The organism is Rathayibacter sp. AY1F3 (genome assembly GCF_002931975.1).
Taxonomy (GTDB): domain Bacteria; phylum Actinomycetota; class Actinomycetes; order Actinomycetales; family Microbacteriaceae; genus Rathayibacter.
In genome coordinates, this window is sequence record NZ_PSVF01000001.1 from 1 (window position 1) to 25,374 (window position 25,374).

Genomic DNA, 25,374 nt, shown 5'->3' on the forward strand with positions numbered 1-25,374 from the left:
GTCCTCGCCGTGTTCTACGTGCGGAACCAGAAAGCCAGGGACTGACGTGACCGCCACCGCCGCGACCTGGCCCCGTACCTCTACCTCTCCCCCACGGCGATCGTGATGATCGTCCTGATGCTCGTCCCGGTCCTCATGGTGATCGGGTACTCCTTCTTCGACAACGTGATCACGAACCCGAAGCCCGTCTTCGTGGGACTCGCGAACTACGCGGAGGTCCTGGGAGACCCGGGATTCGTGAAGGCCACCGGCAACACGATCGTCTTCGTCGGCGCGAGCGTCGCCGCGCACCTGGTCCTCGGGCTCGGGTTCGCGATGCTGCTGAACTCTCCGCTGGTCCCGACCGTGGCGAAGTCGCTGTTCCGGGTCGTCTACGTCCTGCCGTGGCTGTTCACCGTCGCGATCATCGCGGTGCTGTGGCGGCTCCTGCTCAATCCGAACGGCGTGGTCAACTACGCGCTGATCTCCCTCGGCCTGACGGACAAGGGCGTCGAGTGGCTCGCCTCGCCGGCGACCGCGCTGCTCTCCGTGACCGTGATCAACATCTGGGCGGGCTACTCCTTCTACATGATCACGCTGCTCGCGGGTCTGCAGGGCATTCCGCACGACCTCTACGAGGCGGCGAAGGTGGACGGGGCGAGCGCCTGGCAGCGGTTCTGGAACGTCACGGTCCCGCAGCTCAAGCCGATCATCATCAGCATGTCGGTCCTGGACATCATCTGGACCTCGCAGCAGTTCGCGCTGATCTGGATGACGACCGGCGGCGGGCCGATCGACGCCACCGAGATGCTCAGCACTTACACCTACAAGCTCGCGTTCAGCCGCTACGAGTTCTCGGTGGCCTCGGCGAGCGCCGTGCTCATCCTCCTCCTCACGATGGTCCTCGCCGTGTTCTACGTGCGGAACCAGAAAGCCAGGGACTGACGTGACCGCCACCGCCTCCCGCCCCGCCGTCGCCCCCGCCTCCCCCCGGCCCCCGCGCGCACCGCGGCAGCTCGGCGCCAAGCTCGGCGTCTGGGTCCTCCTGCTGATCGGCGCCGCCTTCGCGGGCCTGCCGATCATCTGGATGGCCGCCAGCTCGTTCAAGTCGAACACCGAGATCTTCGAGTACCCGCCGCGGCTGATCACCGACGCGTTCTCGTTCGACGCGTACTCGGGCATCCTCGGCGACCCGACCAAGGTGCGCTTCTTCATCAACAGCTACGTCGTGGCGATCGCCGTGGTCGTGCTGACGCTCGTGGTCGCGATCCTCGCCTCCTACGCGTTCAGCCGCTACGAGTTCCGCTTCAAGCGCCCGATCAACGTGATCATCGTCAGCGTCCAGGCGGTCCCGCCGATCACGCTGCTGATCCCGTTCTTCGGCCTGATGGTGGTGCTGCGCCTCTACAACACCTACCAGGGCCTGATCCTCACCTACCTGGTCTTCACCCTGCCGTACGCGATCATCATGCTGACCGGCTACTTCAACACCCTCCCCCGGGACCTCGACGAGGCGGCGCGGATGGACGGGGCCGGCCCGATGACCGTGCTGTGGCGGATCCTGGTGCCCATCGCGATCCCGGGCATCGTCTCGGTCGGCGTCTACACGTTCATGATCGCGTGGAACGAGTACCTGTTCGCGCTGACCCTCACGCGCACCGACGACATGCGCACCGTCCCCATCGGCATCCAGCTGCTGATGGGCCAGAACTCCTACGAGTGGAACGAGATGATGGCGATGAGCATCCTCGGATGCATCCCCGTCCTCCTCCTCTTCCTCTTCTTCCAGCGGTACTTCATCGGCGGCATGACCGCCGGGGCCGTCAAGAGCTGAGGCGCGCGACCGCGCGCCCGGAACCACCACAGAGAAGGACGATCACAGAATGCTTGTATCCGGAAAAGACCTCCTGGACGTCGCGAACGCCAACGGCTTCGCGGTCCCGGCCTTCAACGTCAGCGACTACGCGATGATGAACGGGCTGTTCGAGATCAGCGAGGAGAAGCAGTCCCCGCTCCTGATCGCCATCCACCCCGACGAGCTGAGCCACACCGGCGTCGACATCCTGCACGCGATCATCGCCCGCGCCCACCGCTCGAGCGTCCCCGTCACCATCCACCTCGACCACGGCGCGACCTACGAGCAGGTGCTGCTGGCGATCAAGTCCGGCTTCACCTCCGTGATGATCGACGGCTCGATGCTCCCCTACGACGAGAACGTCGCCGTCACCAAGCGCGTCGTCGACACCGCTCACGCGGTCGGCGTCTCGGTCGAGGGCGAGCTCGGCACGATCGGGAAGACCGACGACGAGGCCGAGGACGGAGCAGCGAGCATCATCTACACGGAGCCCGACGAGGCCGTCGACTTCGTCTCGTCGACCGGCGTGGACAGCCTCGCGATCGCGATCGGCACGAGCCACGGCCTCTACCCCGCCTCGATGAAGCCGGCGCTCAAGCTCGACCTGCTCGCCGAGATCAAGAAGCGCGTAGCTGTACCCCTCGTCCTCCACGGCGGCTCGAACAACCCCGACGCCGAGATCGCGGAATCGGTGAAGCGAGGAGTGAACAAGATCAACATCTCGAGCGACATCAAGGCGGCGTACCACAACCGCATGCGCGAGGTGCTGGCCGACCCGTCCGTCCGCGAGCCGAACACCATCCAGCCGCCGTCCATCGCGGCGATGAAGGAGACGGCCGCGCAGAAGATCGACCTGTTCGGCTCCGCCGGCAAGGCCTCGCTCTACTAGGCGCGGGAGACGTGGTGAACGCGAGGATCGTGCTCGGACTGGGCGGGACCGTCGACTACGAGATCGACTGGGACGACGCGGTCGTCCAGGCCCTCGTCGACGACTACCGGATCGCCCCGGACGAGCTCACGACGACGGCGCCGGTCGACACCGAGCGCGATCTCGTCGTCGCCCTCCTCGCGTTCCTCGCCGTCGGCGCGGGAGGGGAGAGATTCGCCTCCTCCTCCTGCGTCGTCGAGGAGTTCGCGCAGCGCTTCCCCCGCAGGATCACCCTCGGCGGGACGGGCGTCCGGGCCGGCTACGCACTCGCGGTGCACGGCCTCGTCGCGACCCAGCACCTGGTGAGCATCGACGACCACGTGCGCCGGCTGCTCCCCGTCGGCAACGACTACGTGCTCAGCGCGACGGCCGACAGCACCGACCCGCACCTGATCGTGCAGTTCCCCCGCGGCGCGCGGGTGCGGGTCGGCGATGCGGAGCTCGTCGCTCCGCACCCCAACCGGGTCATCGTCTCGAACGACCCGCCCAACCGCGAGCTGCTGCTGGCGGAGGAGCTCGGCACGGTCCTCGCGGACGCCCGCATCGTCCTCGTGTCCGGCTTCAACTCCATCCAGGACGAGGCGGTCCTCGACGACCGGCTCGCCACACTCCGCCGGCACCTCGACGCGCTGCCCCGCGGCGCGGTCGTGATCTACGAGGACGCGGGCTTCCACCTCCCCGAGCTCCAGGCACGAGCGCGGGCGGCACTGCTCGATCGGGTCGACGTCCTCAGCATGAACGAGGACGAGCTCCAGGCGATGCTCGGCCGGCCGATCGACCTGCTCGACACCGTCGCGGTCGTCACCGCGCTCCGCGACGCCGCCGCGCAGCTCCCGGGACCGGTGCTGATCGTGCACACCCGGCACTGGTCGGCGGCCGTCGGCGGCCGGGCGCATCGGTACCGGGGGGCTCTGCGGGGCGCCGTCACGATGGCCAGTGCCCGCTACCTCCTCGGGGACGGCTTCACCGCCGCCGACTACGACCGCGTCGGCGGACTCCCTCCCCAGCCCGGCTCGCAAGCGGTGTGCGCAGCGGTGGAGTCGACGCTCGAGGCCTGCTGCGTCCCCGGGCTCGTCCTCGAGACGGACCGGCCGACGACGATCGGCCTCGGCGACACCTTCGCCGGCGGCTTCGTCTCCGCCCTCGCGCGCGGCGAGTCCTGACGGCGGGCGAGGCCGGGCTCCGAGCCTCCGCAGGAACGCCGACGGCCCCGGACCCCGCTGCTGCGGGACCGGGGCCGAGAACGTCGTCCGGGGAGGACTCAGCGGCGCTTGGACTGCGCGCGCCGCTCCTCGCGATTGGCGGGGGCGTCCGAGCCGCCCGGCTTCTGGCCGAAGGCGCCGGTCGTCGGAGTCTCCTCCGCCTCGCCCTCGGGGAGCGCCTTGCGGGCCTCCTCGGCGCGGGCCTTCGCGGTGGCCGCCTGCTGCACCTGTCCGCGCTGGTCGCGGACCTCGACGCCGCCGGTGTCGCTCGGGGCCGAGTAGCTGAGCTTCTCGGCCGGAGCGACCGGCTGAGCGAGGCCCTTGGCCGCGACTCCGGCGACCTCGCCCTGCTTCTGGGTCACCTCGACCTCGAGGTTGAAGAGGAAGCCGACGGTCTCCTCGCGGATCTGCCCCATCATCTGCTGGAACAGGGCGAAGCCCTCGCGCTGGTACTCGACCAGCGGGTCGCGCTGGGCCATCGCGCGCAGGCCGATGCCGTCCTTGAGGTAGTCCATCTCGTAGAGGTGGTCGCGCCAGCGGCGGTCGATCACCGAGAGCACGACACGGCGCTCGAGCTCGCGCATGGCGGGAGAGCCCAGCTGCTCCTCGCGGCGCTGGTAGGCGAGCTGCGCGTCCGAGAGGATCTCGCGGCGCATGAACTCCTTGTTGATGCGGCCGCGGCTGCCCGCCTCCTGCACCACCTCGTCGATGGTGAGGCTGATCGGGTACAGCGTCTTCAGCTCGGTCCAGAGGGCGTCGAAGTCCCAGTCGTCGCCGTTGCCGTCGCCGGTGTGCACCTCGAGGATCTCGTCGATCACGTCGACGAGGAACTTCTGGGTGCGCTCGTGCAGGTCGTCGCCCTCGAGGATGTGGCGGCGGTCCGAGTAGATCGCCTCGCGCTGGCGGTTGAGGACGTCGTCGTACTTGAGGACGTTCTTGCGGATCTCGGCGTTGCGGGCCTCGACCTGCGACTGGGCGCTGCGGATGGCGCGCGAGACGACCTTCGACTCGATGGCGATGTCGTCCGGGACGTTGCCCCGGCCCATGAGCGCCTCGGCGGCGCCGGAGTTGAACAGGCGCATGAGGTCGTCGGTGAGCGAGAGGTAGAAGCGGCTCTCCCCCGGGTCGCCCTGGCGGCCCGAGCGTCCGCGGAGCTGGTTGTCGATGCGGCGCGACTCGTGGCGCTCGGTGCCGAGCACGTAGAGGCCGCCGGCGGCCTGGACCTTCTCGGCCTCCTCGCCCACCTTCTCCTTGACGGCGGCGAAGACCTCGTCCCACGCGGCCTCGTACTCCTCCGGAGTCTCGGAGGGGTTCAGGCCCTTGGCCGTCATCTCGGAGACCGCGAGGAACTCGGCGTTGCCGCCGAGCATGATGTCGGTGCCTCGACCGGCCATGTTGGTCGCGACGGTGACGGCGCCGAGGCGGCCGGCCTGGGCGACGATGGCCGCCTCCCGCGCGTGGTTCTTGGCGTTCAGGACCTCGTGGCGCACGCCCTTCTTGGCGAGCAGGCGCGAGAGGTACTCGCTCTTCTCGACGCTGGTCGTGCCGACGAGGACCGGCTGCCCGGCCGCGTGGCGCTCCGCGATGTCCTCGACGACCTGGGCGAACTTGACCTGCTCGTTCTTGTAGACGAGGTCGGCGTTGTCGATCCGCTGCATCTTGCGGTTCGTCGGGATCGGGACGACGCCGAGCTTGTAGGTCGACATGAACTCGGCGGCCTCGGTCTCGGCCGTTCCGGTCATGCCGGAGAGCTTCGCGTAGAGGCGGAAGTAGTTCTGGAGCGTGACGGTCGCCAGGGTCTGGTTCTCGGCCTTGACCTGCACGCCCTCCTTCGCCTCGATGGCCTGGTGGATGCCCTCGTTGTAGCGGCGTCCGGCCAGGATGCGGCCGGTGTGCTCGTCGACGATCAGGACCTCGCCGTTCAGCACGACGTAGTCCTTGTCCTTCTTGAACAGCGCGCGCGCCTTGATGGCGTTGTTGAGGAACGAGATCAGCGGGGTGTTCGCCGACTCGTAGAGGTTGTCGATGCCGAGGTAGTCCTCGACCTTCTCGATGCCGGGCTCGAGGACGCCGACGGTGCGCTTCTTCTCGTCGACCTCGAAGTCCTCGCCCTCGTCGAGGCGCTTGGCGAGGTTGGCGAACTCCGCGAACCAGCGGTTCGCCTCGCCCGAGGCCGGTCCGGAGATGATCAGCGGGGTGCGGGCCTCGTCGATGAGGATCGAGTCGACCTCGTCGACGATGGCGTAGAAGTGGCCGCGCTGGACCATGTCCTGCGCCTGCCACGCCATGTTGTCGCGGAGGTAGTCGAAGCCGAACTCGTTGTTCGTGCCGTAGGTGATGTCGGCCGAGTACTGCTCGCGGCGCTGCTCCGGGGTCTGGCCCGAGAGGATCACTCCGGTCGTCATGCCGAGGGCGCGGAACACGCGCCCCATCAGCTCGGACTGGTACGACGCGAGGAAGTCGTTGACCGTGACGATGTGCACGCCGCGGCTGGCGATCGCGTTGAGGTAGGCCGGAAGGGTCGCGACGAGCGTCTTGCCCTCTCCGGTCTTCATCTCGGCGATGTTGCCCAGGTGCAGGGCGGCGCCGCCCATGAGCTGCACGTCGAAGTGGCGGAGGCCGAGCGTCCGGCGCGAGGCCTCGCGGACGGCGGCGAACGCCTCCGGCAGCAGGTCGTCGAGGGACTCGCCGTTCGAGTAGCGCTCGCGCAGCTCGACGGTCTCGTTCTTCAGCTCCTCGTCGCTGAGGTGCGTGAAGTCCTCTTCGAGGGCGTTGACGGCCTTCGCGTAGTTCTCGAGGCGGCGGATGACCCGCCCCTCCCCGACGCGAAGGACCTTTTCGAGGACAGAGGCCACGGGGTACTCCAAAAAAGTAGAAGACAGGAGTCGCGCGCCGGAGCGCGGACCGCGACCAGCCTAGCCGGGGCGGGCGGCGAGCGGTCGGGGCGACGCGTCCGCCCTGGGCGGACTCCCTGCCTGGGCCCGGGGTCGGATCTCAGCCGGCGGCCTGCTCGGCGAGCTCGTCGGCCTCGTCGCCGAGGCCGATGACGCCGTAGTCCCAGCCCTTGCGGCGGTAGACCACGCTCGGGCGGTTCGTGTCGGAGTCGATGAAGAGGTAGAAGTCGTGTCCGACCAGCTCCATGTAGTCGACGGCGTCGTCGACGGTCATCGAGACGGAGGCGAAGACCTTCTTGCGGATGACGACGGGGCAGTACGGCTCCTCGACCTCGTCCTCGACCGGCTCCGGCGCCTCCTGCACGGGGATGACGCCCGTGCTCAGCTGCTCCAGCACCGCCGCGTCGGCCGGCTGGATGGCGACGACGCTGAAGTCGTCGGCGGCCGCGTCGCGGAGCGAGGTCGGCCGATGCTGGCCCCGATGGACCTTCTTCCGGTCCTTGGCGCGTCTCACCCGTTCGAGCAGCCGGCCGATGGCGACGTCGAACGCCGCGTACTTGTCGGCTCCGCTCGCCTCGGCCCGGACCACGGGCCCCTTGCCGATCAGCGTCAGCTCCACGCGGTCGCCGCCGGCCGAGCCCTTGCCCTCGGCGTGCCTGCTCGCCTTGATCTCGAGTGCGAGAGCACGATCGGCGAGGTGCGCCACCTTGTCCGACTTCTCCGTCGCGTACGCGCGGAAGCGATCGGTGATGTCGATGTTGCGTCCTGTGATGTCGATGTCCATGACAACCTCCCAGTCGAGTACGGCGTGCCGCCTTTCTCCGGGGCGGACCGTTCACGCCGTGCCCCCACCGTAGACCCCGGCCACCGGATCGTCACCGGGAGTTCGTCCGGATTCTGCTGCTACGTTCCCTCCTCGTCGCGCGGTGCCGGCCAGGGCCGCCGCGGCCCGGACCGTCCCGCCGGCCGCACGCACGGCGCGCCGGAGCTCGAGCAGGGTCGCGCCGGAGGTGACCACGTCGTCGACGAGGACCACCGGCGGCCACGACGAGAGCGGACGGCGGGCGCGGAACGCCCCGTCGAGGTTGCCGCGCCGCTCGACGCGGCCGAGCCCGACCTGGTCGCGGACCATCCGCGACCGCCGGAGAGGACGCACCGCCCGCCCTCCCGACGCGGCGACCAGCTGCGCGACGGGATCGGCGCCCCGCCGCACGCGGCCGAGCCAGGAGCCGGGCGGGACGACCAGGATCGCGGGGCTGCCGGCGAGCGCCGCGCCGAGGGCCGGACGCAGCAGCGCGCCGAGCGGGGCGAGGCAGGCCGTGCGGCCCTCCTCCTTCAGCGCGACGACGAGGCGGCGCACCGTGCCCTCGTACGGGGCACCGGTGACGACGAGGAGCGGATCGTCCGGCGGTCCGACGACGCGGGTCAGCAGGCAGGCCGAGGCGGCCGCGTCGGCCGAGCAGTCCGGACAGGGCGCCCGGCTCGTCGGCTCTCCGCAGGCGGGGCACTCCAGCGGGAGGAGGACGGCGAGGGCGTCGAGCAGGTGATCGGAGAGCATGCCTCCACGTTCGCCGTCCGGGCCGCGGCGCGTCGGGCGGATCCGTCGGATCGGGACGATCCGCCCGCCCGACGCGCCTGGGGAGGAGCATCCGGAGCGCGCCGCCGTCGGAAGGGCTCGTCGCCGCCGAGAGGACCCGTCAGGACCCCATGCCGGTCTGCGCCGCGAGCAGCCGGATGTCCGTCGCGGTCGTCTGCCAGGCCGAGCCACGCTGCTGCCGGAGCTCCCCGCCCTCGGCGAGGATCCGGACCTGGGTCGAGGTGTTGCCCGCGGCGATCTGGACCGTGCCCGTCGTCGTGCCGAGCGCCGTGGCGCCTCCGCCGAGCAGGTTCATCGTGACGGCGTCCTCCCCCGTCGAGGCGCGGACGACCGAGACCACGTCGAGCTCGTCCGTCCAGGCCGCGGCGACCGCGGTCCCCAGGGTCGAGCGGAGGACGACCGGCTCGCCGACCGCCACCGGGTCGCCGTCCCGTGAGCGGGTGATGCCGGCCACCAGCACCGTCGCCTGCTGCCCGTCCTGGGCGAGCGCCAGCATCCGGGTGCCGTCGCGCGACACGGCGATCGAGGCGAGCGACTCGACCTCGCTCCAGGCCGTCGCGACCTGCATCGAGCGCGAGCCGTCCGCGGAGTACGCCACCAGCTGCCCGGGCGAGGCCGACGGCACGGACCACACGTACCCGAGCGGATCGATCGTCGGCGCGACGAGGCCCGACCGCCCGTCGAGGAGGACGTCGGCGCCGTCGGGCTCCACGAGGCTCACGCCCGCGGCGGTGAGCACGGCGGCCGACGCGTCCGAGTCGGCCCCGCGCTGCTCGCCGAGGACTGCGGCCCGCGGCTGCAGCGCCTCGATCCGATCCGAGATCCCGAGGCCGGCCAGCCCGGAGGAGCCGAGGAATCCGAAAGCGTCGTCGGTCAGCACGAGCGGCCGGGTGTCGACGCGGGGCGAGGTCGGCAGCCCGGTGACCTCGGAGGGGACGTCGATCGGGTTCTGCTCGACGGAGAGCGCGACTCCGGTGACGTTCGAGACGTTCGCGAGGCTCCGGTTCAGCTGCAGCGCCATCAGCCGCCACTGCGCCGGATCGGCCTCGAGCGCGGCAGGGTTCAGATCCACCACGGCGCGCTGCGACTCGACCGGGACGGTCTCGGCCGCCAGCGTCGTGCCGGTCGGGAAGGCCGACACGACGGCGGCGGAGTCCCGCAGCCACGGCGTGGGGCCGCGCAGCAGCTCGGTGACGATCGTGGTGCTGGTGGAGCTGTCGGCGCGCGAGGCGAACCAGCGCAGGTCCGGCACGAGGTACTGGTATCCGGGGTCGAAGAAGTAGAGCGCGTGCGTTGAGAAGACCTGCTCGAAGGTGGTGCGGTCGATCACCACGCCGCTCGGCGGCGCGCTGATGCGCCACTCGCCGTTCTCCTGGACGAAGCCGTAGTCGAGGGTCAGGCCGGCCGTGGTGGCGACGTCGGTGTAGACGCCGGTCGCGTCGACCTCGGCGACGGGCGTGATCGTCAGCGAGAGCGTGGATCCCGACTGCGGCGAGGCGGAGCGCTGGCCCTCGTCGACCGTGACGTGCTCGCCCGGCGTCCAGTCGGCTCCGGTGGAGAGGAACTCGCGGGCGATCTTGTAGTTGTTCTGCGGGCTCGACGCGGCGTCGATGAAGCCGGTCAGGATGTCGCGCTGCGACGCACCGACGGCGGGTCCCGACGGGAGGAAGTCGTACTGGAGGTCCTGCGGCGCGGTGTCGGGCCGTCCGACTCCGACGTCGCCGTCCCGCGGGATGCCGGCGCACCCGGCCAGCCCGAGCGCGAGCAGCGCGGCGGCCGCGACGGCGCGGAGGACGCCGCGCCTCACGGGAGCACCCCCGCGGCCCCGACCGGAGGAGCCTGCAGCGGCGGGAGGACGATCGGGCCGCTGTAGGCCTGCTCGCCCGCGTCGACCGGGGGCAGCGGGAGCGGCGAGGCCTCGATCCGCTCGCCGCGGTGGCGGGGCACGGTCAGGCGGAAGCAGGCGCCGCGATCGGGCACGGACCAGACCTGCAGCCAGCCGTGGTGCAGGGCGGTGTCCTCCTGCGCGATGGAGAGGCCGAGGCCGGTGCCGCCGAGCGTGCGGCGACGGGACGGATCGGCGCGCCAGAAGCGGTCGAAGACGCGCACCACCTCCTCGCTGCTCATGCCGTGCCCGTAGTCGCGCACGGCGAGGGCGACCGCGCTGGCGTTGCTGTCGACGGTGACGACGACCTCGCGGCCGTCGCCGTGCTCGATCGCGTTGCCCAGCAGGTTGCGGACGATCCGGCGGATGCGGCGCGGATCGAGGTCGGCGTCGAAGTAGCCGCCCGGGGCGGAGAGAGTGAGCCGGGAGCCGTTCGCCTCCGCGATCCCCCGCATCGCCTCGATCTCGTCGCCGGCCAGCTTCACCAGGTTGACCGGCTCGAGCTCGAGCTCGGCCGACCCCGCGTCGTGGCGGGAGATCTCGAGCAGGTCGGCGAGGAGGCTCTCGAAGCGGTCGATCTGGCTGTGCAGCAGCTCGACCGTGCGCTCGGCGACCGGGGCGAAGTCCTCGCGCTGGTCGTAGAGCACGTCCCCGGCCAGCTTCATCGTCGTCAGCGGCGTCCGGAGCTCGTGCGAGACGTCCGAGACGAACCGCTGCTGGACCTGGCTGAGCGTCGCGAGCTCGCTGATCCGGTCCTGCAGGCTGTCGGCCATGCCGTTGAAGGACCGGGCGAGGGTCGCGATCACGTCCTGGCCCCGCTCGGGGATCCGCACGTCGAAGTCGCCGGCGGCGAGGCGCTGGCTCGTCTCGGCCGCGACCCGGACCGGGGCGACGACGATCCGCACGACGACCCAGCTGACCGCTCCGATCAGCAGGATGAGCAGGATCCCCGCCACGTTGAGCACCTGCTGCACGAACTGGAGCGTGCGCTCCGCGTCCGCGAGGGAGTAGCCGATGTACAGCTCGTAGCGCCCGGCCGAGCTCGGCAGCTCGAGGGTCGAGCCGACGAGGATGCCGGGCTGCTGCTGACCGGAGGCGTCGAGCGTCACCGACTGCCAGTACTGCCCGTCGGAGCCCGCCTGCACCCGCTCGCGCAGCGCGTCGCTGATCACGCCGTTCTGCAGCTCGCGGTTGTAGATGTCCTGGGGCGCCAGCGAGGACGCCTCCTGGTCGGGCGAGCGCACGACGGCGATCAGCGCGGAGGAGGAGGCGTCCCGGACGGCGGTGCGCACCGAGCTCATCACCTCCTCCATGTCCTGGCGGGTGGAGACGGTGGCGGCGTCGAGGTAGCCCTGCGCGGCCCGGGTCGCGCGCGACGTGTCGCCCGTGACCTGCGTCAGCCGCGACTGGAACAGGTTGTCGCTGATGCTGTACGAGAGGTAGACGCCGGTCGAGCCGATGGCGATGCCGCTGAGCAGGACCGTGATCGCGACCGCGCGGAACTGCAGCGACGTGCGCCACACCCCGAGCACGCGGCGGGGCCACCGGCGCACGTCGGGAGCGGTGAGGCGCGGCACGGTCAGCCCGGGAGGACGGCGCCGGCCCGGTAGCCGACGCCGCGCACGGTCATCACGATGCGGGGGTCGTCCGGGTCCTTCTCGACCTTGGCGCGCAGGCGCTGGACGTGCACGTTCACGAGGCGGGTGTCGGCCTTGTAGTGGTAGCCCCAGACCTGCTCGAGCAGCATCTCGCGGGTGAAGACCTGCTGGGGCTTGGAGGCGAGGGCGAGGAGGAGGTCGAACTCGAGCGGGGTCAGGCCGATGCGCGTCTCGCCGCGGCGGACCTCGTGGCCGGCGACGTCGAGGCTCAGGTCCCCGACCTGCAGCACCGCGTTCGCGGCGGCGGTGGCGGGACGCAGGCGCGTCCTGATGCGCGCGACGAGCTCCTTGGGGTCGAACGGCTTGACCATGTAGTCGTCGGCGCCGGACTCGAGGCCCTGCACGACGTCGGAGGTGTCGGACTTGGCCGTCAGCATGATGACGGGGACACCGGATTCGGCGCGGATCGCGCGGCACACCTCGATCCCGTCGATCCCGGGCAGCATCAGGTCGAGCAGGACCAGGTCCGGCCGGGCCCGCCGGAAGGCCTCGATGGCGCCTGAGCCGTCCGCGCAGAAGGAGACGTCGTACCCGTCGGCGCGCAGGACGATGCCGATCATCTCGGCCAGGGCGGCGTCGTCGTCGACCACCAGAATGCGCGCGCTCATCGGTCTGCTCTTCCTCGTCTCGGGTCGCGCCCGCCCACGGCGCGCACGGTGACCCGACCCAGGCTAACCGACGCACCTCTCCGTGGGCGGGGAGCGGGCTCTGCGGGCGAAGGGGGTCCGCTCGGGGGAGGACCCCGCCCGCACGCCTGTGACAGCATGGAGGGGATGACCGACGCAGCTCAGTGGCCCCCGCCCGCAGGGCGTCCGGACGACGCGGCCGTCCCGGCGCAGGACGGCGACCGGCGCAGGCCGCTGCCCGCTCCCGTCGCCCCGGCCTGGTCGCCCGCGCCGCCGAGCGCAGGTCCCGTACCGACCGGTCCCGCCGGGGGCTCCTGGTCGCCCGCGCCGCCGAGCGCAGGTCCCGTACCGACCGGTCCCGCTGGGGGCTCCTGGTCGCCCGCCGGCGCCGGCCCCTGGTCGCCCGGTCGCCCCGCACCCGGCTGGACTCCCCCGCCCAAGCCCGGTCTCGTGCCGCTGCGCCCGCTCGGCTTCGGCACCCTGCTCGGCGCCCCGTTCCAGGTCCTCCGCCGCAGCCCCCGCACGACCCTGGGCGTCGCCCTGCTGGTGCAGGGCCTCGGGTCGGTGCTCGCCCTGGCGGTCTACGGCCTGATCGCGGTGCTCGCCGTCGGGCGCATCGCGCAGGCGGAGTCCGCCGACCGCGACGCCGTCGGCGCGGGCTCCCTCGCGGTCGTGGTCCTGGCCGCCCTCATCCCCCTCGCCGTCTCGCTCGCCAGCGGCGCCCTCGTGCAGGGCGTGGTCGTGCTCGAGGTCACCCGCGGCGTCCTCGGCGAGCGGGCGACCTTCCGACAGCTGCTCGCCCGGCTGCGGGGCCGCTTCTGGGCGCTGATCGGCTGGACGGTCCTCCAGGGCGTCGGCTACCTCCTGCTGGTGCTCCTCGCCGTGGCGCTCGCCGTGCCGCTGTTCGTCATCGGAGCGATGGACGGGACGTCGAGCGCGATCGTCGGCGGGATCCTGGTGCTCGTCGGCTCCGGCCTGGTCGCCCTCGCGCTGGGGGTCTGGCTGTCGACGAAGCTCGCCCTGGTGCCGAGCCTGATCGTCGTCGAGCGGCTGCCGCTGCGCCGTGCGGTGGCGCGCTCGTGGCGGCTGGTGGCGGGCGGCTTCTGGCGCACCTTCGGCGCGCTCGCGCTGATGACCGTGATCATCCAGGTCGCCGGCCAGATCGTGGCCACGCCGTTCAGCCTGCTCATCCCGATCGCCGGCGCCCTGATCGCCCCGACCGACCCGGACGCGCAGCTCGTCACCTCGCTCGTGGTGACGATCGCCTCCGTCGCCGTGGGCTTCGTGATCGGCGCCGTCGGCACCGTGCTCCAGTCGGCCGTGACGGGCCTGGTCTACCTCGACCGACGGATGCGCCGCGAGGGCTTCGACCTGGTGCTGATGCGCCACGTCGAGGAGCGCGCGGCGGGCCGCCCCTCCCCCGATCCCTTCCCCGTGACGGAGCGCCCGTGATCCTCGCCGCGGCCCCTCTCGAGCCCGACGCGGAGCAGGCGCGCCGACTCCTCCTCGAGGAGCTCGCCGACCCGCGCTACCGGGCGGCCGAGCCGACCCTGTTCGACCGGGTGGTGCAGGCGGTGCGCGACTGGTTCGCCTCCCTCACGCTGCAGGGCGACGGCCCGCCGGTGCCGATCGCCGCCGTGATCGGCGTGCTGGTGCTGGTGGCGCTCGTGGTCGCCGCGCTCGTCATCGCGGGACGGCCCCGCGCCGGTCGCCGCAGCACCGTCACGGGAGCGGTGCTCGCCGACGACGACACCCGCTCTGCCGCGATCCTCCGCTCGCTCGCCGAGGCCGCGGCCGCCCGCGGGGACTGGGACGAGGCGCTCGTCGAGCGCTTCCGCGCCCTGGTGCGCTCCCTCGACGAGCGGACCGTCCTGCGGGTCTCGCCCGGCACGACCGCGCTCGGCCTGGCGTCGCGCGCCTCTGCGGCCTTCCCCTCCTCCGCCGCCGCGCTGCGCCGCACGGCCGACGACTTCGACCGCGTGCGCTACCTCGGGCAGCCCTGCGGCCCGGCCGAGTACGAGCGGGTCGCGGCTCTGGACCGCGAGCTCGCCGCGGCCTCGCCGGTCCTGGACGCCCTGGCGGCGCCCCGGTGAGCGCCGACACGGTCTCCAGCCCGACCCTCGGCGCGCTGCTGCGCCGCGGACGGGTGTGGGTGCTCCTGCTCGTGATCGTCGCGGTCGGCACTCTGCTGCTCACCGTCGCGACCGGGACCCGGGTGGCCGCCCCGGACCTCGACGTCGACAGCGCGACCCCGGACGGCGCCCGCGCGCTCGCCCAGGTGCTGCGCGATCAGGGCGTCGAGGTCGTCCGCGCCGACGACCTGGACTCCGCTCTCGCCGCCTCCTCCCCGGACGCGACACTGCTCGTCGACGACCCGGACGTGGCCCTCGACGAGGCCCAGTACCGCCGGCTCGCCCGCGCCTCGGCCTCGCTCGTCCTGGTGACCCCGGGAGGAGCCGCGCTCGACGCCCTGCTGCCGGACGTCCGCTTCGCCGGCTCCCCGGCCGGCGACGGCCCCTTCCGCGCCGAGTGCCCGCTCCCCGCAGCCGAGCGCGCCGGCACGCTCCCCGCCGGAGGGAGCACGTACCGGATCCTCGGCGACGGCGACGCCGTCGGCTGCTTCCCCTCGGGCGACGACGGCTTCCTGCTCGTGAGCACCGGATTCCCGCAGGGCGCCGAGGTCACCGCGATCGGCGACGCCGACCTCCTCCGCAACGGCACCATCGGCCAGGACGGCCGTGCCGCTCTCGCGCTCGGACTGCTCGGCGGTGAGGACCGGCTGGTCTGGTACCGCGCCGGAGCCGCCGACTCGGCGAGCGCCACCCCTGCACCCGCCGACCTCGCCCCCGGCTGGGTGACCCCGGCTCTCCTGCTGCTGGTGGCCGTGTTCGTCGCCTCCGCCGTCTGGCGCGGCCGCCGGCTCGGCCCGCTCGCGGTCGAGCCGCTGCCGGTCGTCGTGCATGCGAGCGAGACGGCCCGCGGCCGCGCGCGGCTCTACGCGCGCGGAGCCCTGCGGCCCCGCGCCCTCGACGCACTGCGCATCGGCACCCTCCGGCGGACGGCCGCGCTCCTGGGACTCGCTCCGGCGACCGGGGTCGACGAGATCGTCGCCGTCGCCGCCGAGCGCCTCGGCCGCGATCAGGCCGCGCTGCGCCGGCTGCTCGTCGACGACCTGCCGGGCGACGACGCCGCCCTCGTCGCCGCCTCCGACGAGCTCCTCCGCTTCGAGAGCGCGCTCCGCGCCGCCCTCTCCCCGACGACCGCCCGACGACCGGAAGGCCCCTCCCGATGAGCGACACCACCCCCTCCGCCCGCGACGGAGCGCCGGTCTCCGACGACGACCTGCGCGCCGAGCTCGACCGGGTCCGCTCCGAGGTCGGCCGCGCGGTCGTCGGCCAGGACGGCGCCGTCTCCGGGCTCCTGATCGCCCTGCTCGCGGGCGGGCACGTCCTGCTCGAGGGCGTCCCCGGAGTCGCGAAGACGCTCCTCGTGCGCGCCCTGACCGTCTCGCTCGGCCTCGACACCCGCCGGGTGCAGTTCACGCCGGACCTGATGCCCGGCGACATCACCGGCTCCCTCGTCTACGACGCCTCCACCTCCGGCTTCGCCTTCCGCGAGGGCCCGGTCTTCACGAACCTCCTGCTGGCGGACGAGATCAACCGCACGCCGCCGAAGACCCAGGCCGCGCTCCTCGAGGCGATGGAGGAGCGCCAGGTCAGCGTCGACGGGCGCACCCTGCCTCTGCCGGACCCGTTCCTCGTCGCCGCCACCCAGAACCCGGTGGAGTACGAGGGGACCTACGTGCTCCCGGAGGCCCAGCTGGACCGGTTCCTGCTCAAGCTCGTGCTCGACATCCCGCCGCGCGACGTCGAGGTGGAGGTGCTCTCGCGCCACGCCGCCGGCTTCGACCCGCGCGATCTCGACGCCGCGGGCGTGCGCCCCGTGCTCGACGCCGCTCGTCTGCGCGCCGCCCAGGCGTCGGCCCGGCGCGTCGGAGCCGGCCCCGACGTCCTCGGCTACATCGTCGACCTCGCCCGCGCCACCCGCGAGAGCCCGAGCGTCAAGCTCGGCACCAGCCCCCGCGGCTCGACCGCCCTGCTCGCGGCGTCCCGCGCCTGGGCCTGGCTCAACGGCTACGGCTCGATCACCCCCGACCACGTGCAGGCGATGGTCCTGCCCGTGCTGCGCCACCGCATCCAGCTGGAGCCGGAGGCGGAGCTCGAGGGCGTCCGCACCGAGGCCGTCCTGGGCGGGATCCTGCAGCAGGTCCGCGTCCCGGTCTGAGCCGTGCACCTCACCGGACGCAGCGTCCTCGTCCTCCTCGTCGGCCTGGTGCCGGTCGTCCTCCTGGGCGGCCGCCCCGAGGTCGCCTTCGCCGTGCTCGGCCTCTGGCTCCTGGCCTGGGCGGTCCTCGTCGGGATCGACGTCGCGGTCGCGGGCTCGCCCCGGGCCGTCGTGCTCGAGCGGCGGGTGCCGGACCGGGTGCGGCTCGGCGAGCGGGCCGAGGCGACCCTCCTGGTCACGAGCACCGGCCGCAGGAGGATCACGGGGGTCCTCCGCGACGCCTGGGAGCCTTCGGCCGGCGCCCTCGAGACCCGGTCGTCCCTGCGTCTGCCGCCGGGCGAGCGCCGCGCGGTGACCACGGTCCTGGAGCCGCTCCGCCGCGGCGAGCGCCGGGCACTCCACGTCACCATCCGCTCCCGCGGGCCGCTCGGGCTGGCCGGCCGCCAGGCGACGCGGGCCGCGCCGGCCGTCGTCCGGGTGCTGCCCGCCTTCCGCTCCCGTCGCCACCTGCCCTCGCGCCTGGCGCGGCTGCGCGAGCTGGAGGGGCGGACCAGTGTGATGATCCGCGGGCAGGGAACGGAGTTCGACAGCCTGCGCGAGTACGTCCGCGGCGACGACGTCCGCTCGCTCGACTGGCGGGCGACCGCGCGGCGCCGGGAGCCGGTCGTCCGCACCTGGCGCCCGGAGCGCGACCGGCGCGTGATCGTCGTGCTCGACACGGGCCGCACGTCCGCCGCCCGGATCGAGGACGAGCCGCGCCTGGACACGGCGATCGAGGCGTCACTCCTCCTGGCGGCCCTCGCGGCCTCGGCCGGCGACCGGGTCGACGTGCTCGCGTTCGACCGCACCCGGCGAGCCCGCGTGCACGGCGCGACCGGCACGGAGGTGCTGACCCGCGTCGTGGACGCCCTCGCCCCCGTGCAGCCCCAGCTCATCGAGACCGACTGGGCGGCGGTCCCCGCGCAGGTGCGCACCCTGGCCTCCCAGCGCTCGCTGGTGGTCCTCCTCACCGCGCTCGACTCGGTCGGCTCGGCGGAGGGGCTCCTCGCGGTGCTCCCGCAGCTCACCCGCGTGCACACAGTCGTGGTCGCCTGCGCGCTCGACCCCGAGCTGCAGCGGATGGCGGAGGACCGGAGCGACCGGGCCGCGGTCTACTCCGCCGCCGCCGCGGAGCGCTCGCTCGCGGACGTCGACCGGCTCTCGGCCGCCGTCCGCCGTCTCGGCGGGGACGTCGTGCTCGGCAGCCCCTCCGCTCTCCCGCCGGCGCTCGCGGACCGCTACCTCGCCCTCAAGGCGGCCGGACGGCTCTGACCTGCGAGAGAGGCCGTCGCCGCTCCCGGGAGCGCGACTCGACGGCCGTGCTCGTCCGGCTCGGCTCAGCCGGCCGCGATGCTCCGCGACCCCGCCTCGAACCGGTCGAGGTCGCCCGTCTCCCCCGCCCGCACCGCGCGCCCGCCGACGACGATCATGTAGAAGAGGAACGCGCCGAGGGCGAGCGCCCCGATCCCGATCTTGAGCCACCAGGGCCAGGGCGCCGGAGTGACGAACCCCTCGATCACGCCCGAGACGAGCAGCACGAAGACCAGGCCGATCGCCACCGTGAACAGGCTCCGCGCGTCCTCGGCGAGCGCCTGGCCGCGGGTGCGCGCGCCGGGAGCGATCCAGGCCCAGAAGATCCGCAGGCCCGCGGCCGCGGCGACGAACACGGCCGTCAGCTCGAGCTGGCCGTGCGGCGCGATGTAGAGGAAGAACGTGTCGCCCTCCCCCACGTGGAACATCACCGCGATCGACGTGCCGAGGTTCTGCGCGTTCTGCAGCAGGATGTACGGCACGTAGACGCCGGCGATCCCGAAGGCCACGCACTGCGCCGCGATCCAGGCGTTGTTGGTCCAGACCTGCCCGGCGAACGAGGCGGCGGGGTTCTCGGAGTAGTAGTCGATGAAGTCGCCCCGGGCGAAGCGCCGCAGCTCCTCGTCGTCGCCCAGCGCGGCGAGCAGGCGCGGGTCGCCGAGGATCCAGAGCGCGTAGAGCGTCGCCACCACCGCGGTCGCGAGGGCGACGGCGAGCGTCAGCCAGCGCAGCCGGTGCAGAGCGGCCGGGAGCGAGAGGACGACGAAGCGGGAGACCGCGGCGAGCGGCTCGTCTCGCGTGCCGGTCAGGCGTCCCCGAGCCCGCGAGAGCGAGACGGCGAGCCGCGTGCCGACGGCCGTCGATCCGGCGGTGGAGGAGATCGTGGCGAGGTCCGCGGATGCCGCCTGGTAGCGCTCGATCAGCTCGTCCGCCTCGGCTCCGGTCAGGCGGCGCCTGCGCGAGAGCTCGTCGAGGCGGGTCCACTGCGCAGTGCGGGCGGCCGAGAGAGCGTCGATGTCCATCTCCTGACAGGATAGCCAGGCACGCCGCCGAGGCCGAGCATCCGGGAGGAGCACCGTGGAGGAGCAGCGCACCGAGTTCGACGACGCCGACCTGGTCACCGGCGAGGCGATCGCGCTCGAGGTGCCCGTCACCTCGTTCGTGCTCCGCGCGGTCGGCGCGATCATCGACCTGATCGCGGAGCTCCTGCTCGCGCTGGGCCTGTTCCTGCTGGTCTCCTCCCTCTCCGGGGACGGCGGCCTGGACCCCGCCGCGTCGGCCGCCGTGGCGATCGCGGCCCTCGTCATCGCCGTGGTGATCGTGCCGGTCACCGTCGAGACGGCCAGTCGCGGCCGCTCGCTCGGGAAGCTCACCGTCGGCGCTCGCGTCGTCCGCGACGACGGCGGTTCCATCGGCTTCCGGCACGCCCTCGTGCGCGGCCTCACCGGTGTCCTCGAGATCCTGATGACCTTCGGCGGGCTCGCCGCGGTCGTCGGCCTCCTCTCGCGCCGATCGCGCCGTCTCGGCGACGTCCTCGCGGGCACGCACAGCCAGCTCGAGCGCGTTCCCCGCGCGGAGCCGCTGGTCGTCGAGATCCCGGAGCCGCTGCGGGGCTGGGCCGTCACGGCGGACACCGCGCGCCTCCCCGACGCCCTGGCGCGCCGACTGGCGCAGTTCCTCCGCCAGCGCCACGGCATGACGGAGCCCTCGCGCTCGCAGCTCGCCGCCGCGCTGGCCGACGAGACCGCCGTCCACGTCTCCCCGCTGCCCGCCGCGCCCGCGGAGGACTTCCTCCTCGCCGTGGCCGCACTCCGCCGGGCACGGGAGGAGCGCGCCCTGCTCCTGTCCGACCAGCGGCTCGAGCGGCTGGCCCCCGTGCTCTCGAGCACTCCGCGCGGCTTCCCCGAGCGGCCCTGACGCGCGCGGCAGCGGCCTAGGCGGGCCCCGCGCCGTAGCGGACGGTCTCCCAGCCGCGCGGAACGAGGAGCCGCCGGTCGTGCTCGGCGCAGAGGTCGTAGCCGTGCGGATCCGGCGCAGGACTCAGCGGCCCGACCGCCACCAGCGAGTCGCGGTAGTCGTAGGTCAGCGTGACGACGGCCTGCGCACGGCAGCCCGTCCGCGAGCAGTGCCGTCCGGTCATCGCCGCCCACAGTAGCAATAGGCTGGAGCCATGCCCCGTGCTCGTCGTTCCGCCGCTCGCCCGACGAGCGGGTCGCGCGGAGGCTCCCGCGACCGGCACGGCCGCGGTGCACGAGGGCCGATCACCGGTCCGCACCTCCCCCTGCTGCAGACCCGCTCCGACTTCTTCGAGGCGACGATCGGCTCGGCCTTCGACTACCTCCGCGGCACCTGGCCGGAGGAGCTCGCCGGCATCCGCGTCGACGTCGCGGCGACTCCCGACGTCGACCCCGACCGGCTGCAGGGCACCGGCATCGCCCGGTGGCGCGTCGACCACGCTGCGCGCCGCATCACGCTCTACCGCGTGCCGATCGAGCGCCTGGCGAAGCTGCACCGCCGCGACGAGTGGCACCAGCGCATGCTGATCGAGAGCTACGTGTTCCGCGCCGTCGCGGAGCTGCTCGGCCGCGACCCGTGGGACATCTCCCCGGACCGCTACCGGCACCCCTGAGGCGCCGACAGCTCTGAGGTGCCGGCACCGCCGAGGCGCCGCCGCCCCGCGTCTCAGTGCGAGTAGACCGTGATCGGCGAGGAGAGCGGTCCCGGCGGGACGATCGTGTACGAGGCGATCCGCCCGTCGCGCGCGATCGAGACCGAGGCCTGCACCGGCTGGGTGCTGCTGACGACCGCGCCGTCGCCGTCCAGCGGGGTCGCGAGAGCCGCGAACGGGCCGAGCTCGAGCGTGCGGGTGCCGCCCGGGGCCTCGATCTCCACCGAGGCGGTCGAGTCGCTGCCGTTGACCAGGTGCAGCCGCGCGTCGCCCTCGCCCGTGCCGGCGACGCCGAAGGGCGTCGTGGTCGCGGTGCCGGAGGCGAACCAGGCGAAGTCCGTGCCGGCCGAGCCGGTCGAGGTCGTCCGCCCCGCCGCGACGATCGGCTGATCGGCCCGCAGGACGATGCGGTAGGAGCCGTCCGCCAGGCCCGTGAGCGGGACCTCGCCGACGAGGCCGGCGGGGACGACGACCTGGGTGGAGGCGCCCGACCCGCTCGGGTCCTCGTTGGTGACCTCGACCGAGACCGTGCTGTCGGCGTCGCCGGGGGTGAGGATGCGCAGCACGGGGCTGCCCGCGCCACCGCTGCCGTCGTCGCTCGCGGTCTCGGCCGGAGGCGACGTGACGGTGAAGCCGGCGATCACGGCGAGCGTGTCCGGGCCGGCGGAGGGGCCGGTGGTCTCGACGCCCTCCGGGGTGAGGCCGGAGATGGCGCTGCTCTGCATGCTCGCGGCGATCTCGCCGCCGCGAGCGGTTACATGCACGACGGGCTGGACGACCCCGGGGGCGAGCCCCGCGAGCGGGAGCGCGCGGACCGCTCCGGCCGGAACGACGATGCCCGTGGCGCCGGTGGCCTGGACGGTGCCGGTCTCGGAGAAGAGCGTGAGGTCGACGGTGGAGGCGACCTCGCTCGGGTTCGCCAGGATCAGCACGGAGGTGCGCCCGACGTCGGTCGAGCCGGCCACGAGCCAGCTGTCGGCCGAGGGCTCGGCGCAGGCGCGGGCCGACAGTCCGGAGAGGGTGTCCGTGCCGATGGCCTGGACGGTGGCTCCGCCGGGCGCGGGGTCGGAGCCCGCGGGCACGCTCAGACCGGTGATGCCGGTGCCCGGTGCGGCGACGTCGTCCTCGTCGAGGACCGTGGGGTCCGAGGTGGAGCCCTCGGGCCGGACCGCGGTCGCCGCGCCGTCGAGGGCGCGCAGCTGCTCCGGCTCTCCGGCGTCGATCAGATCGCCGCCGCAGACCAGCGAGCTGTCGGCCGCGACGGGCGTCACGACGACGCCCTCCGCGGCGCTCGAGACCAGGGGGGACGGGAGGAGCTGGGGCACGACCACGGCGGCCGCGGCGATCACGACTCCGGCCGCGCCCACCGCACCGCGCAGGGCCGTCCGGCGCCGACGGGCGGCCGAGGGTGCGCGATCGGGCGTCGAGGCCGCGGTGCGATCGGCGCGGCGCTCCGCGCGGGAGCGGCGGGCGGAGGACTCGGGCATCTGCTTCTCCTGGTCGGCGGGGTCAGACATCGTCGTTCCCGTCGTCGAACTGGCCGGTGGCCTCGCCCGGCTCGTCGTCGATCCCGGCGACCGCGCCGCTGGAGCGGCCCCGCTCGAGGGAGAGCCCGGTGGGCACCGCCAGCAGGAGGGCGACGACGAAGACGAGGAGGAGGGCGATCGTGTAGGCGATCCCGAAGGGTCCGACCACGCCGGACGGCGCGGCCTCGGTGCGGGTCCCCTCCGTGTCGACGGCCGTCCAGAGGAGCCCGTAGCGGGTGTCGCCGACGGCCGAGAACGCCGCGTTGCCGTCGAGGGAGACGGCCGCCCGCGCGCGCACGGCGGCGGCCGCGTCGCCGACCTGGGTGCCGGCCGGCTCGGTCAGCACGACGAAGCGCACGCCGAGGCTCTCGAGCGCGGAGGGGACGTCGTAGCCCGTCCGCGAGACGAGGTTGCCCGCCAGCTCGTCGATCGCGTCCGCGCTCTCGGCGCCGGTGTTCGCGAGGGTCGACTGCTGGTCGAGGGTCGCGCCCGCTCCGCGCTCCAGCCGGGCGAGGACGCCGCCGTCCGCCTGCGGGACGAGCACGATCGTGCCCACCCGCGGGTCGTTCCGGGCCTCGGCCGCCACGTAGGCGGGGAGCGAGCGGTCCGACGTGGTCGACACGGACGTGCCGGCGCCGGTCGGGAAGGCCACCGCGAGCGGACCGACCAGTGCTGCTGCCGCGGCCGTGACGACGAGCGCCGGCACCACGCGCACCGAGCGCACGGCGGCGAGCGAGAGCGACGCGCCGATCACCAGGCCGAGCCAGTAGAGGCTGAGACCGGTGCCGCTCCAGACGGAGACCGCCTCGGAGCCGGTGGTCGCGACCTGCACGCCCTGGGCGAGCGAGGCCGTCACGAGACCCGCCGCCGCGACGCCGACTCCGCCGAGGGCCGAGAGGTTGTTCGGGAGGAGGAGGGCGGCCAGCGCCGCGACGATCAGCGGCACGACGAGCACGGCCGTGACCAGCGGGGCCGCGTAGGCGCCGATCCCCAGACCGCCGAGGAACGCGAGCCATCCGTCGGGCAGACCGGCCGGGAAGCCGGCGAGCAGCGCGACGAGGTCCGACTGCGCGGAGGGCAGCGGGACGCCCGGATCCGCGAGGACGCCGAGCCAGTCGCCCCGCGGTGCGCGGGCGACCACCAGCGGGAAGAGCAGGACGGCCGCGGGGATCGGCAGGCCGAGGAAGCGGCCGATCCGCCGCCCCGAGGTGGCGACGACGACGAGCCAGATCACCAGGAGCGGCACGGCCAGCACCGGCGCGCACGCGACGACGGCCGCAGCCAGGATCGAGGCGCTCGCGGAGGCGGACCAGGAGCGGTACGCGCCGAACCCGGCGAAGAAGAGCCAGGGAAGCAGCACGTGCACCAGCAGCGGGGCGGGGCGCCCGTCGGCCTGCGCGGCGAAGAAGGCGGGAGCGAGGATGTAGACGAGGGCTCCGGCGGCGCGGGCGGTCGCGCGCGGGGTGAGCCGGGCGATCATCAGCCAGGCGCCGAGGGCGGCAGCGGGGAGCGCGACGAGGTAGAGCAGCACCATCGAGTAGCTGGGCGACCAGAAGGTCAGCGAGCCGAGCACGGCGAGGACGGAGGCGAACGGGTCCGCCGCGCCGATGAACCCCGAGCCGAGGTCGCGCCAGCCGTAGGCCGCGTTGCGCCACAGCTCGCCGACAGTCGGCGAGAGCGTCAGCAGACCACCGCCGCTGAGCGCGGGAGCAGCGAGGAGCGGCGTGTAGATCACCAGGCCGGCGAGCGCGGCGACGAGGACGACCCACACTCCCCCGCCCTGGAAGAAGTGCAGCGGATGGCGGTCCCGCCCGGCCTGCACGCGCACGGCGTCGTGGCGCACCGAGCGCAGCTGCCGCACCACGTCCAGCGGGATGCGCAGCGGCGCGACGGCCTTCCAGCCCACGTTCTTCGACGAGCGCAGCACCGTGCGGGCCCGCAGCACCTTCGTCCCCCCGAAGGCGACGACGAGGGCCGCGAGCAGCTCTCCTCCGACCAGCCCGGGCTGCTTGCGCAGCAGGCGCACGACCGCGCGGCCGATCGCCAGGGGGACGAGCGAGAGCCAGTGCAGGAGGAGGAGCGCGACGGGCGCGTAGGCGAGCCGGCGGTGCAGCTGCGCGGTGCGGTGCTGGCGCGCGCGGCGCCGCTCCCCGCTGTCGATGCGGCGGCCGTCGGGGCGCTGCAGCCCGATGCGGGCGGTGGTGACGCGGGCGTCCGGCACGCGGCTGACCCGGTGCCCGGCGAGCCGGGTGCGGATCGAGAAGTCGAGCGCGTCGTCGACGACCGGCAGGCCGGGGTCGAAGCCGCCGAGCTCCTCCCAGAGGGAGTGGCGCACGAGCATGCCGCCGGCGGCGACGGCCAGGACGTCGGGCGTGGAGTCGTGCTGGCCCTGGTCGAGCTCGTCCTCGACGAGGTGGACGGTCGTGCCGTGCTTGGTGATCGACTCGCCGTAGCTGCGGATGTAGCCGGAGCGCGTCCAGTCCATGATCTTGGGCCCGGCGACCGCGACGGAGGGGGCGACCTCGACGGCTCCCAGCAGCGCCGCGAGGGCGCCGGGCTCGGGGGCGGAGTCCTGCGCGAGCAGCCACAGCCACTCGTCCTCTCCGGCCGGCGGCTGCATCACGCGGACCGCGCGGGCCACGGCCTGGCCGAAGGGGAGGTGCTCGGCGACCTGCACGAGCTGCGTCGGACCCCAGGACGCGAGGAGCTCGTCGGTCGTGTCCTTCGAGCCTCCGTCGACGAACACCGTCGCGTCGGGCTGACGGGTCTGCGCCCGCAGAGCCGCGAGGGTTCGTTCCAGATAGGCCGCGCCGTTGCGCGCGACGAGGACGGCGGTGACTCGTGGATACATCGCGGACCACCCTAAGCGATGCCGCCGCGCCGCCCGCCTGCGGCTCGCCGCCCCGTCGGTCGGGTCGCGGC

General features: G+C 73.4%; 21 protein-coding genes. 11 read left to right on the top strand and 10 right to left on the bottom strand.

Annotation, left to right across the window (positions count from 1 at the left end):
- The first annotated feature begins 117 nt into the window (after nt 1-117).
- From C5C39_RS00005 to C5C39_RS00020, 4 genes are read left to right on the top strand one after another with little or no spacing between them, the layout of a single operon-like run.
- Nucleotides 118-924, top strand: a complete 807-nt coding sequence (locus C5C39_RS00005; RefSeq protein ID WP_258075745.1) for a carbohydrate ABC transporter permease — start codon at nt 118-120, stop codon at nt 922-924.
- A gap of 1 nt (nt 925) precedes the next feature.
- Nucleotides 926-1,813 (top strand): carbohydrate ABC transporter permease, encoded by an 888-nt coding sequence (locus C5C39_RS00010; protein WP_104352371.1) that lies wholly within the window; start codon nt 926-928, stop codon nt 1,811-1,813.
- Between the two features lie 49 nt (nt 1,814-1,862).
- A complete protein-coding gene (locus C5C39_RS00015; RefSeq protein ID WP_104238058.1) occupies nt 1,863-2,723 on the top strand; it encodes a ketose-bisphosphate aldolase in 861 nt (286 codons plus the stop codon).
- A gap of 11 nt (nt 2,724-2,734) precedes the next feature.
- Complete coding sequence (locus tag C5C39_RS00020) at nt 2,735-3,925, top strand: ADP-dependent glucokinase/phosphofructokinase (RefSeq protein ID WP_244229463.1); 1,191 nt, start codon at nt 2,735-2,737, stop codon at nt 3,923-3,925.
- Between the two features lie 98 nt (nt 3,926-4,023).
- Here C5C39_RS00020 and secA read toward each other — a convergent pair whose 3' ends face one another.
- The 6 genes from secA to mtrA form a co-directional block, all read right to left on the bottom strand.
- Complete coding sequence (gene secA / locus C5C39_RS00025; RefSeq protein ID WP_104225488.1) at nt 4,024-6,819, bottom strand: preprotein translocase subunit SecA; 2,796 nt, start codon at nt 6,817-6,819, stop codon at nt 4,024-4,026.
- 139 nt (nt 6,820-6,958) lie between these two features.
- The gene (gene hpf / locus C5C39_RS00030; protein WP_104224131.1) at nt 6,959-7,642 is read right to left on the bottom strand and encodes a ribosome hibernation-promoting factor, HPF/YfiA family; all 684 of its coding nucleotides are present in this window, start codon (nt 7,640-7,642) and stop codon (nt 6,959-6,961) included.
- A gap of 51 nt (nt 7,643-7,693) precedes the next feature.
- Nucleotides 7,694-8,416: a ComF family protein gene (locus C5C39_RS00035; RefSeq protein ID WP_104352372.1), complete on the bottom strand. Its 723-nt coding sequence runs from the start codon at nt 8,414-8,416 to the stop codon at nt 7,694-7,696.
- A 139-nt stretch (nt 8,417-8,555) separates the two neighbouring features.
- Nucleotides 8,556-10,262 carry an LpqB family beta-propeller domain-containing protein gene (locus C5C39_RS00040; RefSeq protein ID WP_104352373.1) on the bottom strand — a complete coding sequence of 569 codons (1,707 nt, stop codon included), beginning with the start codon at nt 10,260-10,262 and terminating at the stop codon, nt 8,556-8,558.
- The gene (gene mtrB, locus C5C39_RS00045; protein ID WP_244230606.1) at nt 10,259-11,893 is read right to left on the bottom strand and encodes an MtrAB system histidine kinase MtrB; all 1,635 of its coding nucleotides are present in this window, start codon (nt 11,891-11,893) and stop codon (nt 10,259-10,261) included. Before mtrB ends, C5C39_RS00040 begins: the two co-directional genes overlap by 4 nt.
- A gap of 26 nt (nt 11,894-11,919) precedes the next feature.
- Entirely contained in the window at nt 11,920-12,606 is a 687-nt protein-coding gene (gene mtrA, locus C5C39_RS00050; RefSeq protein ID WP_104352374.1) for an MtrAB system response regulator MtrA, read from the bottom strand.
- Between the two features lie 468 nt (nt 12,607-13,074).
- Here mtrA and C5C39_RS00055 point away from each other — a divergent pair, with 468 nt between their 5' ends.
- Genes C5C39_RS00055 through C5C39_RS00075 form a run of 5 tightly spaced genes read left to right on the top strand, consistent with a single transcriptional unit; the run spans nt 13,075 to nt 18,219 of the window.
- Nucleotides 13,075-14,076 carry a hypothetical protein gene (locus C5C39_RS00055; protein WP_104352375.1) on the top strand — a complete coding sequence of 334 codons (1,002 nt, stop codon included), beginning with the start codon at nt 13,075-13,077 and terminating at the stop codon, nt 14,074-14,076.
- The gene (locus C5C39_RS00060) at nt 14,073-14,717 is read left to right on the top strand and encodes a DUF4129 domain-containing protein (RefSeq protein WP_104232800.1); all 645 of its coding nucleotides are present in this window, start codon (nt 14,073-14,075) and stop codon (nt 14,715-14,717) included. Before C5C39_RS00055 ends, C5C39_RS00060 begins: the two co-directional genes overlap by 4 nt.
- Nucleotides 14,714-15,916 (top strand): DUF4350 domain-containing protein, encoded by a 1,203-nt coding sequence (locus C5C39_RS00065; RefSeq protein WP_146083855.1) that lies wholly within the window; start codon nt 14,714-14,716, stop codon nt 15,914-15,916. The genes C5C39_RS00060 and C5C39_RS00065 overlap by 4 nt, the downstream gene beginning before the upstream one ends.
- Complete coding sequence (locus C5C39_RS00070; RefSeq protein WP_104352377.1) at nt 15,913-16,908, top strand: MoxR family ATPase; 996 nt, start codon at nt 15,913-15,915, stop codon at nt 16,906-16,908. The genes C5C39_RS00065 and C5C39_RS00070 overlap by 4 nt, the downstream gene beginning before the upstream one ends.
- Before the next feature lie 3 nt (nt 16,909-16,911).
- Nucleotides 16,912-18,219, top strand: a complete 1,308-nt coding sequence (locus C5C39_RS00075; RefSeq protein ID WP_104232802.1) for a DUF58 domain-containing protein — start codon at nt 16,912-16,914, stop codon at nt 18,217-18,219.
- Nucleotides 18,220-18,284: 65 nt separating this feature from the next.
- Here C5C39_RS00075 and C5C39_RS00080 read toward each other — a convergent pair whose 3' ends face one another.
- Nucleotides 18,285-19,280: a stage II sporulation protein M gene (locus C5C39_RS00080; protein WP_104352378.1), complete on the bottom strand. Its 996-nt coding sequence runs from the start codon at nt 19,278-19,280 to the stop codon at nt 18,285-18,287.
- Between the two features lie 55 nt (nt 19,281-19,335).
- Between C5C39_RS00080 and C5C39_RS00085 the strand changes: the two genes are divergently transcribed.
- Nucleotides 19,336-20,175 (top strand): RDD family protein, encoded by an 840-nt coding sequence (locus tag C5C39_RS00085; RefSeq protein WP_104224140.1) that lies wholly within the window; start codon nt 19,336-19,338, stop codon nt 20,173-20,175.
- 16 nt (nt 20,176-20,191) lie between these two features.
- Here C5C39_RS00085 and C5C39_RS00090 read toward each other — a convergent pair whose 3' ends face one another.
- Nucleotides 20,192-20,398, bottom strand: a complete 207-nt coding sequence (locus C5C39_RS00090) for a DUF3499 family protein (RefSeq protein WP_104224141.1) — start codon at nt 20,396-20,398, stop codon at nt 20,192-20,194.
- 30 nt (nt 20,399-20,428) lie between these two features.
- Here C5C39_RS00090 and C5C39_RS00095 point away from each other — a divergent pair, with 30 nt between their 5' ends.
- Nucleotides 20,429-20,887: a metallopeptidase family protein gene (locus C5C39_RS00095; protein WP_104224142.1), complete on the top strand. Its 459-nt coding sequence runs from the start codon at nt 20,429-20,431 to the stop codon at nt 20,885-20,887.
- 53 nt (nt 20,888-20,940) lie between these two features.
- Here C5C39_RS00095 and C5C39_RS00100 read toward each other — a convergent pair whose 3' ends face one another.
- Complete coding sequence (locus tag C5C39_RS00100; RefSeq protein ID WP_146083856.1) at nt 20,941-22,443, bottom strand: DUF5719 family protein; 1,503 nt, start codon at nt 22,441-22,443, stop codon at nt 20,941-20,943.
- Nucleotides 22,436-25,303 carry a glycosyltransferase family 2 protein gene (locus C5C39_RS00105; protein WP_104352380.1) on the bottom strand — a complete coding sequence of 956 codons (2,868 nt, stop codon included), beginning with the start codon at nt 25,301-25,303 and terminating at the stop codon, nt 22,436-22,438. The genes C5C39_RS00100 and C5C39_RS00105 overlap by 8 nt, the downstream gene beginning before the upstream one ends.
- Between the last annotated feature and the right edge of the window lie 71 nt (nt 25,304-25,374).

Bases quoted from the DNA above. Each gene is read 5' to 3' on its own strand.
- C5C39_RS00005 (WP_258075745.1), top strand. From the start codon at position 118: ATGCTCGTCCCGGTCCTCATGGTGATCGGGTACTCCTTCTTCGACAAC.
- C5C39_RS00015 (WP_104238058.1), top strand. From the start codon at position 1,863: ATGCTTGTATCCGGAAAAGACCTCCTGGACGTCGCGAACGCCAACGGC.
- hpf (WP_104224131.1), bottom strand. From the start codon at position 7,642: ATGGACATCGACATCACAGGACGCAACATCGACATCACCGATCGCTTC.
- C5C39_RS00035 (WP_104352372.1), bottom strand. From the start codon at position 8,416: ATGCTCTCCGATCACCTGCTCGACGCCCTCGCCGTCCTCCTCCCGCTG.
- mtrA (WP_104352374.1), bottom strand. From the start codon at position 12,606: ATGAGCGCGCGCATTCTGGTGGTCGACGACGACGCCGCCCTGGCCGAG.
- C5C39_RS00070 (WP_104352377.1), top strand. From the start codon at position 15,913: ATGAGCGACACCACCCCCTCCGCCCGCGACGGAGCGCCGGTCTCCGAC.
- C5C39_RS00080 (WP_104352378.1), bottom strand. From the start codon at position 19,280: ATGGACATCGACGCTCTCTCGGCCGCCCGCACTGCGCAGTGGACCCGC.
- C5C39_RS00090 (WP_104224141.1), bottom strand. From the start codon at position 20,398: ATGACCGGACGGCACTGCTCGCGGACGGGCTGCCGTGCGCAGGCCGTC.
- C5C39_RS00095 (WP_104224142.1), top strand. From the start codon at position 20,429: ATGCCCCGTGCTCGTCGTTCCGCCGCTCGCCCGACGAGCGGGTCGCGC.
- C5C39_RS00100 (WP_146083856.1), bottom strand. From the start codon at position 22,443: ATGTCTGACCCCGCCGACCAGGAGAAGCAGATGCCCGAGTCCTCCGCC.
- C5C39_RS00105 (WP_104352380.1), bottom strand. From the start codon at position 25,303: ATGTATCCACGAGTCACCGCCGTCCTCGTCGCGCGCAACGGCGCGGCC.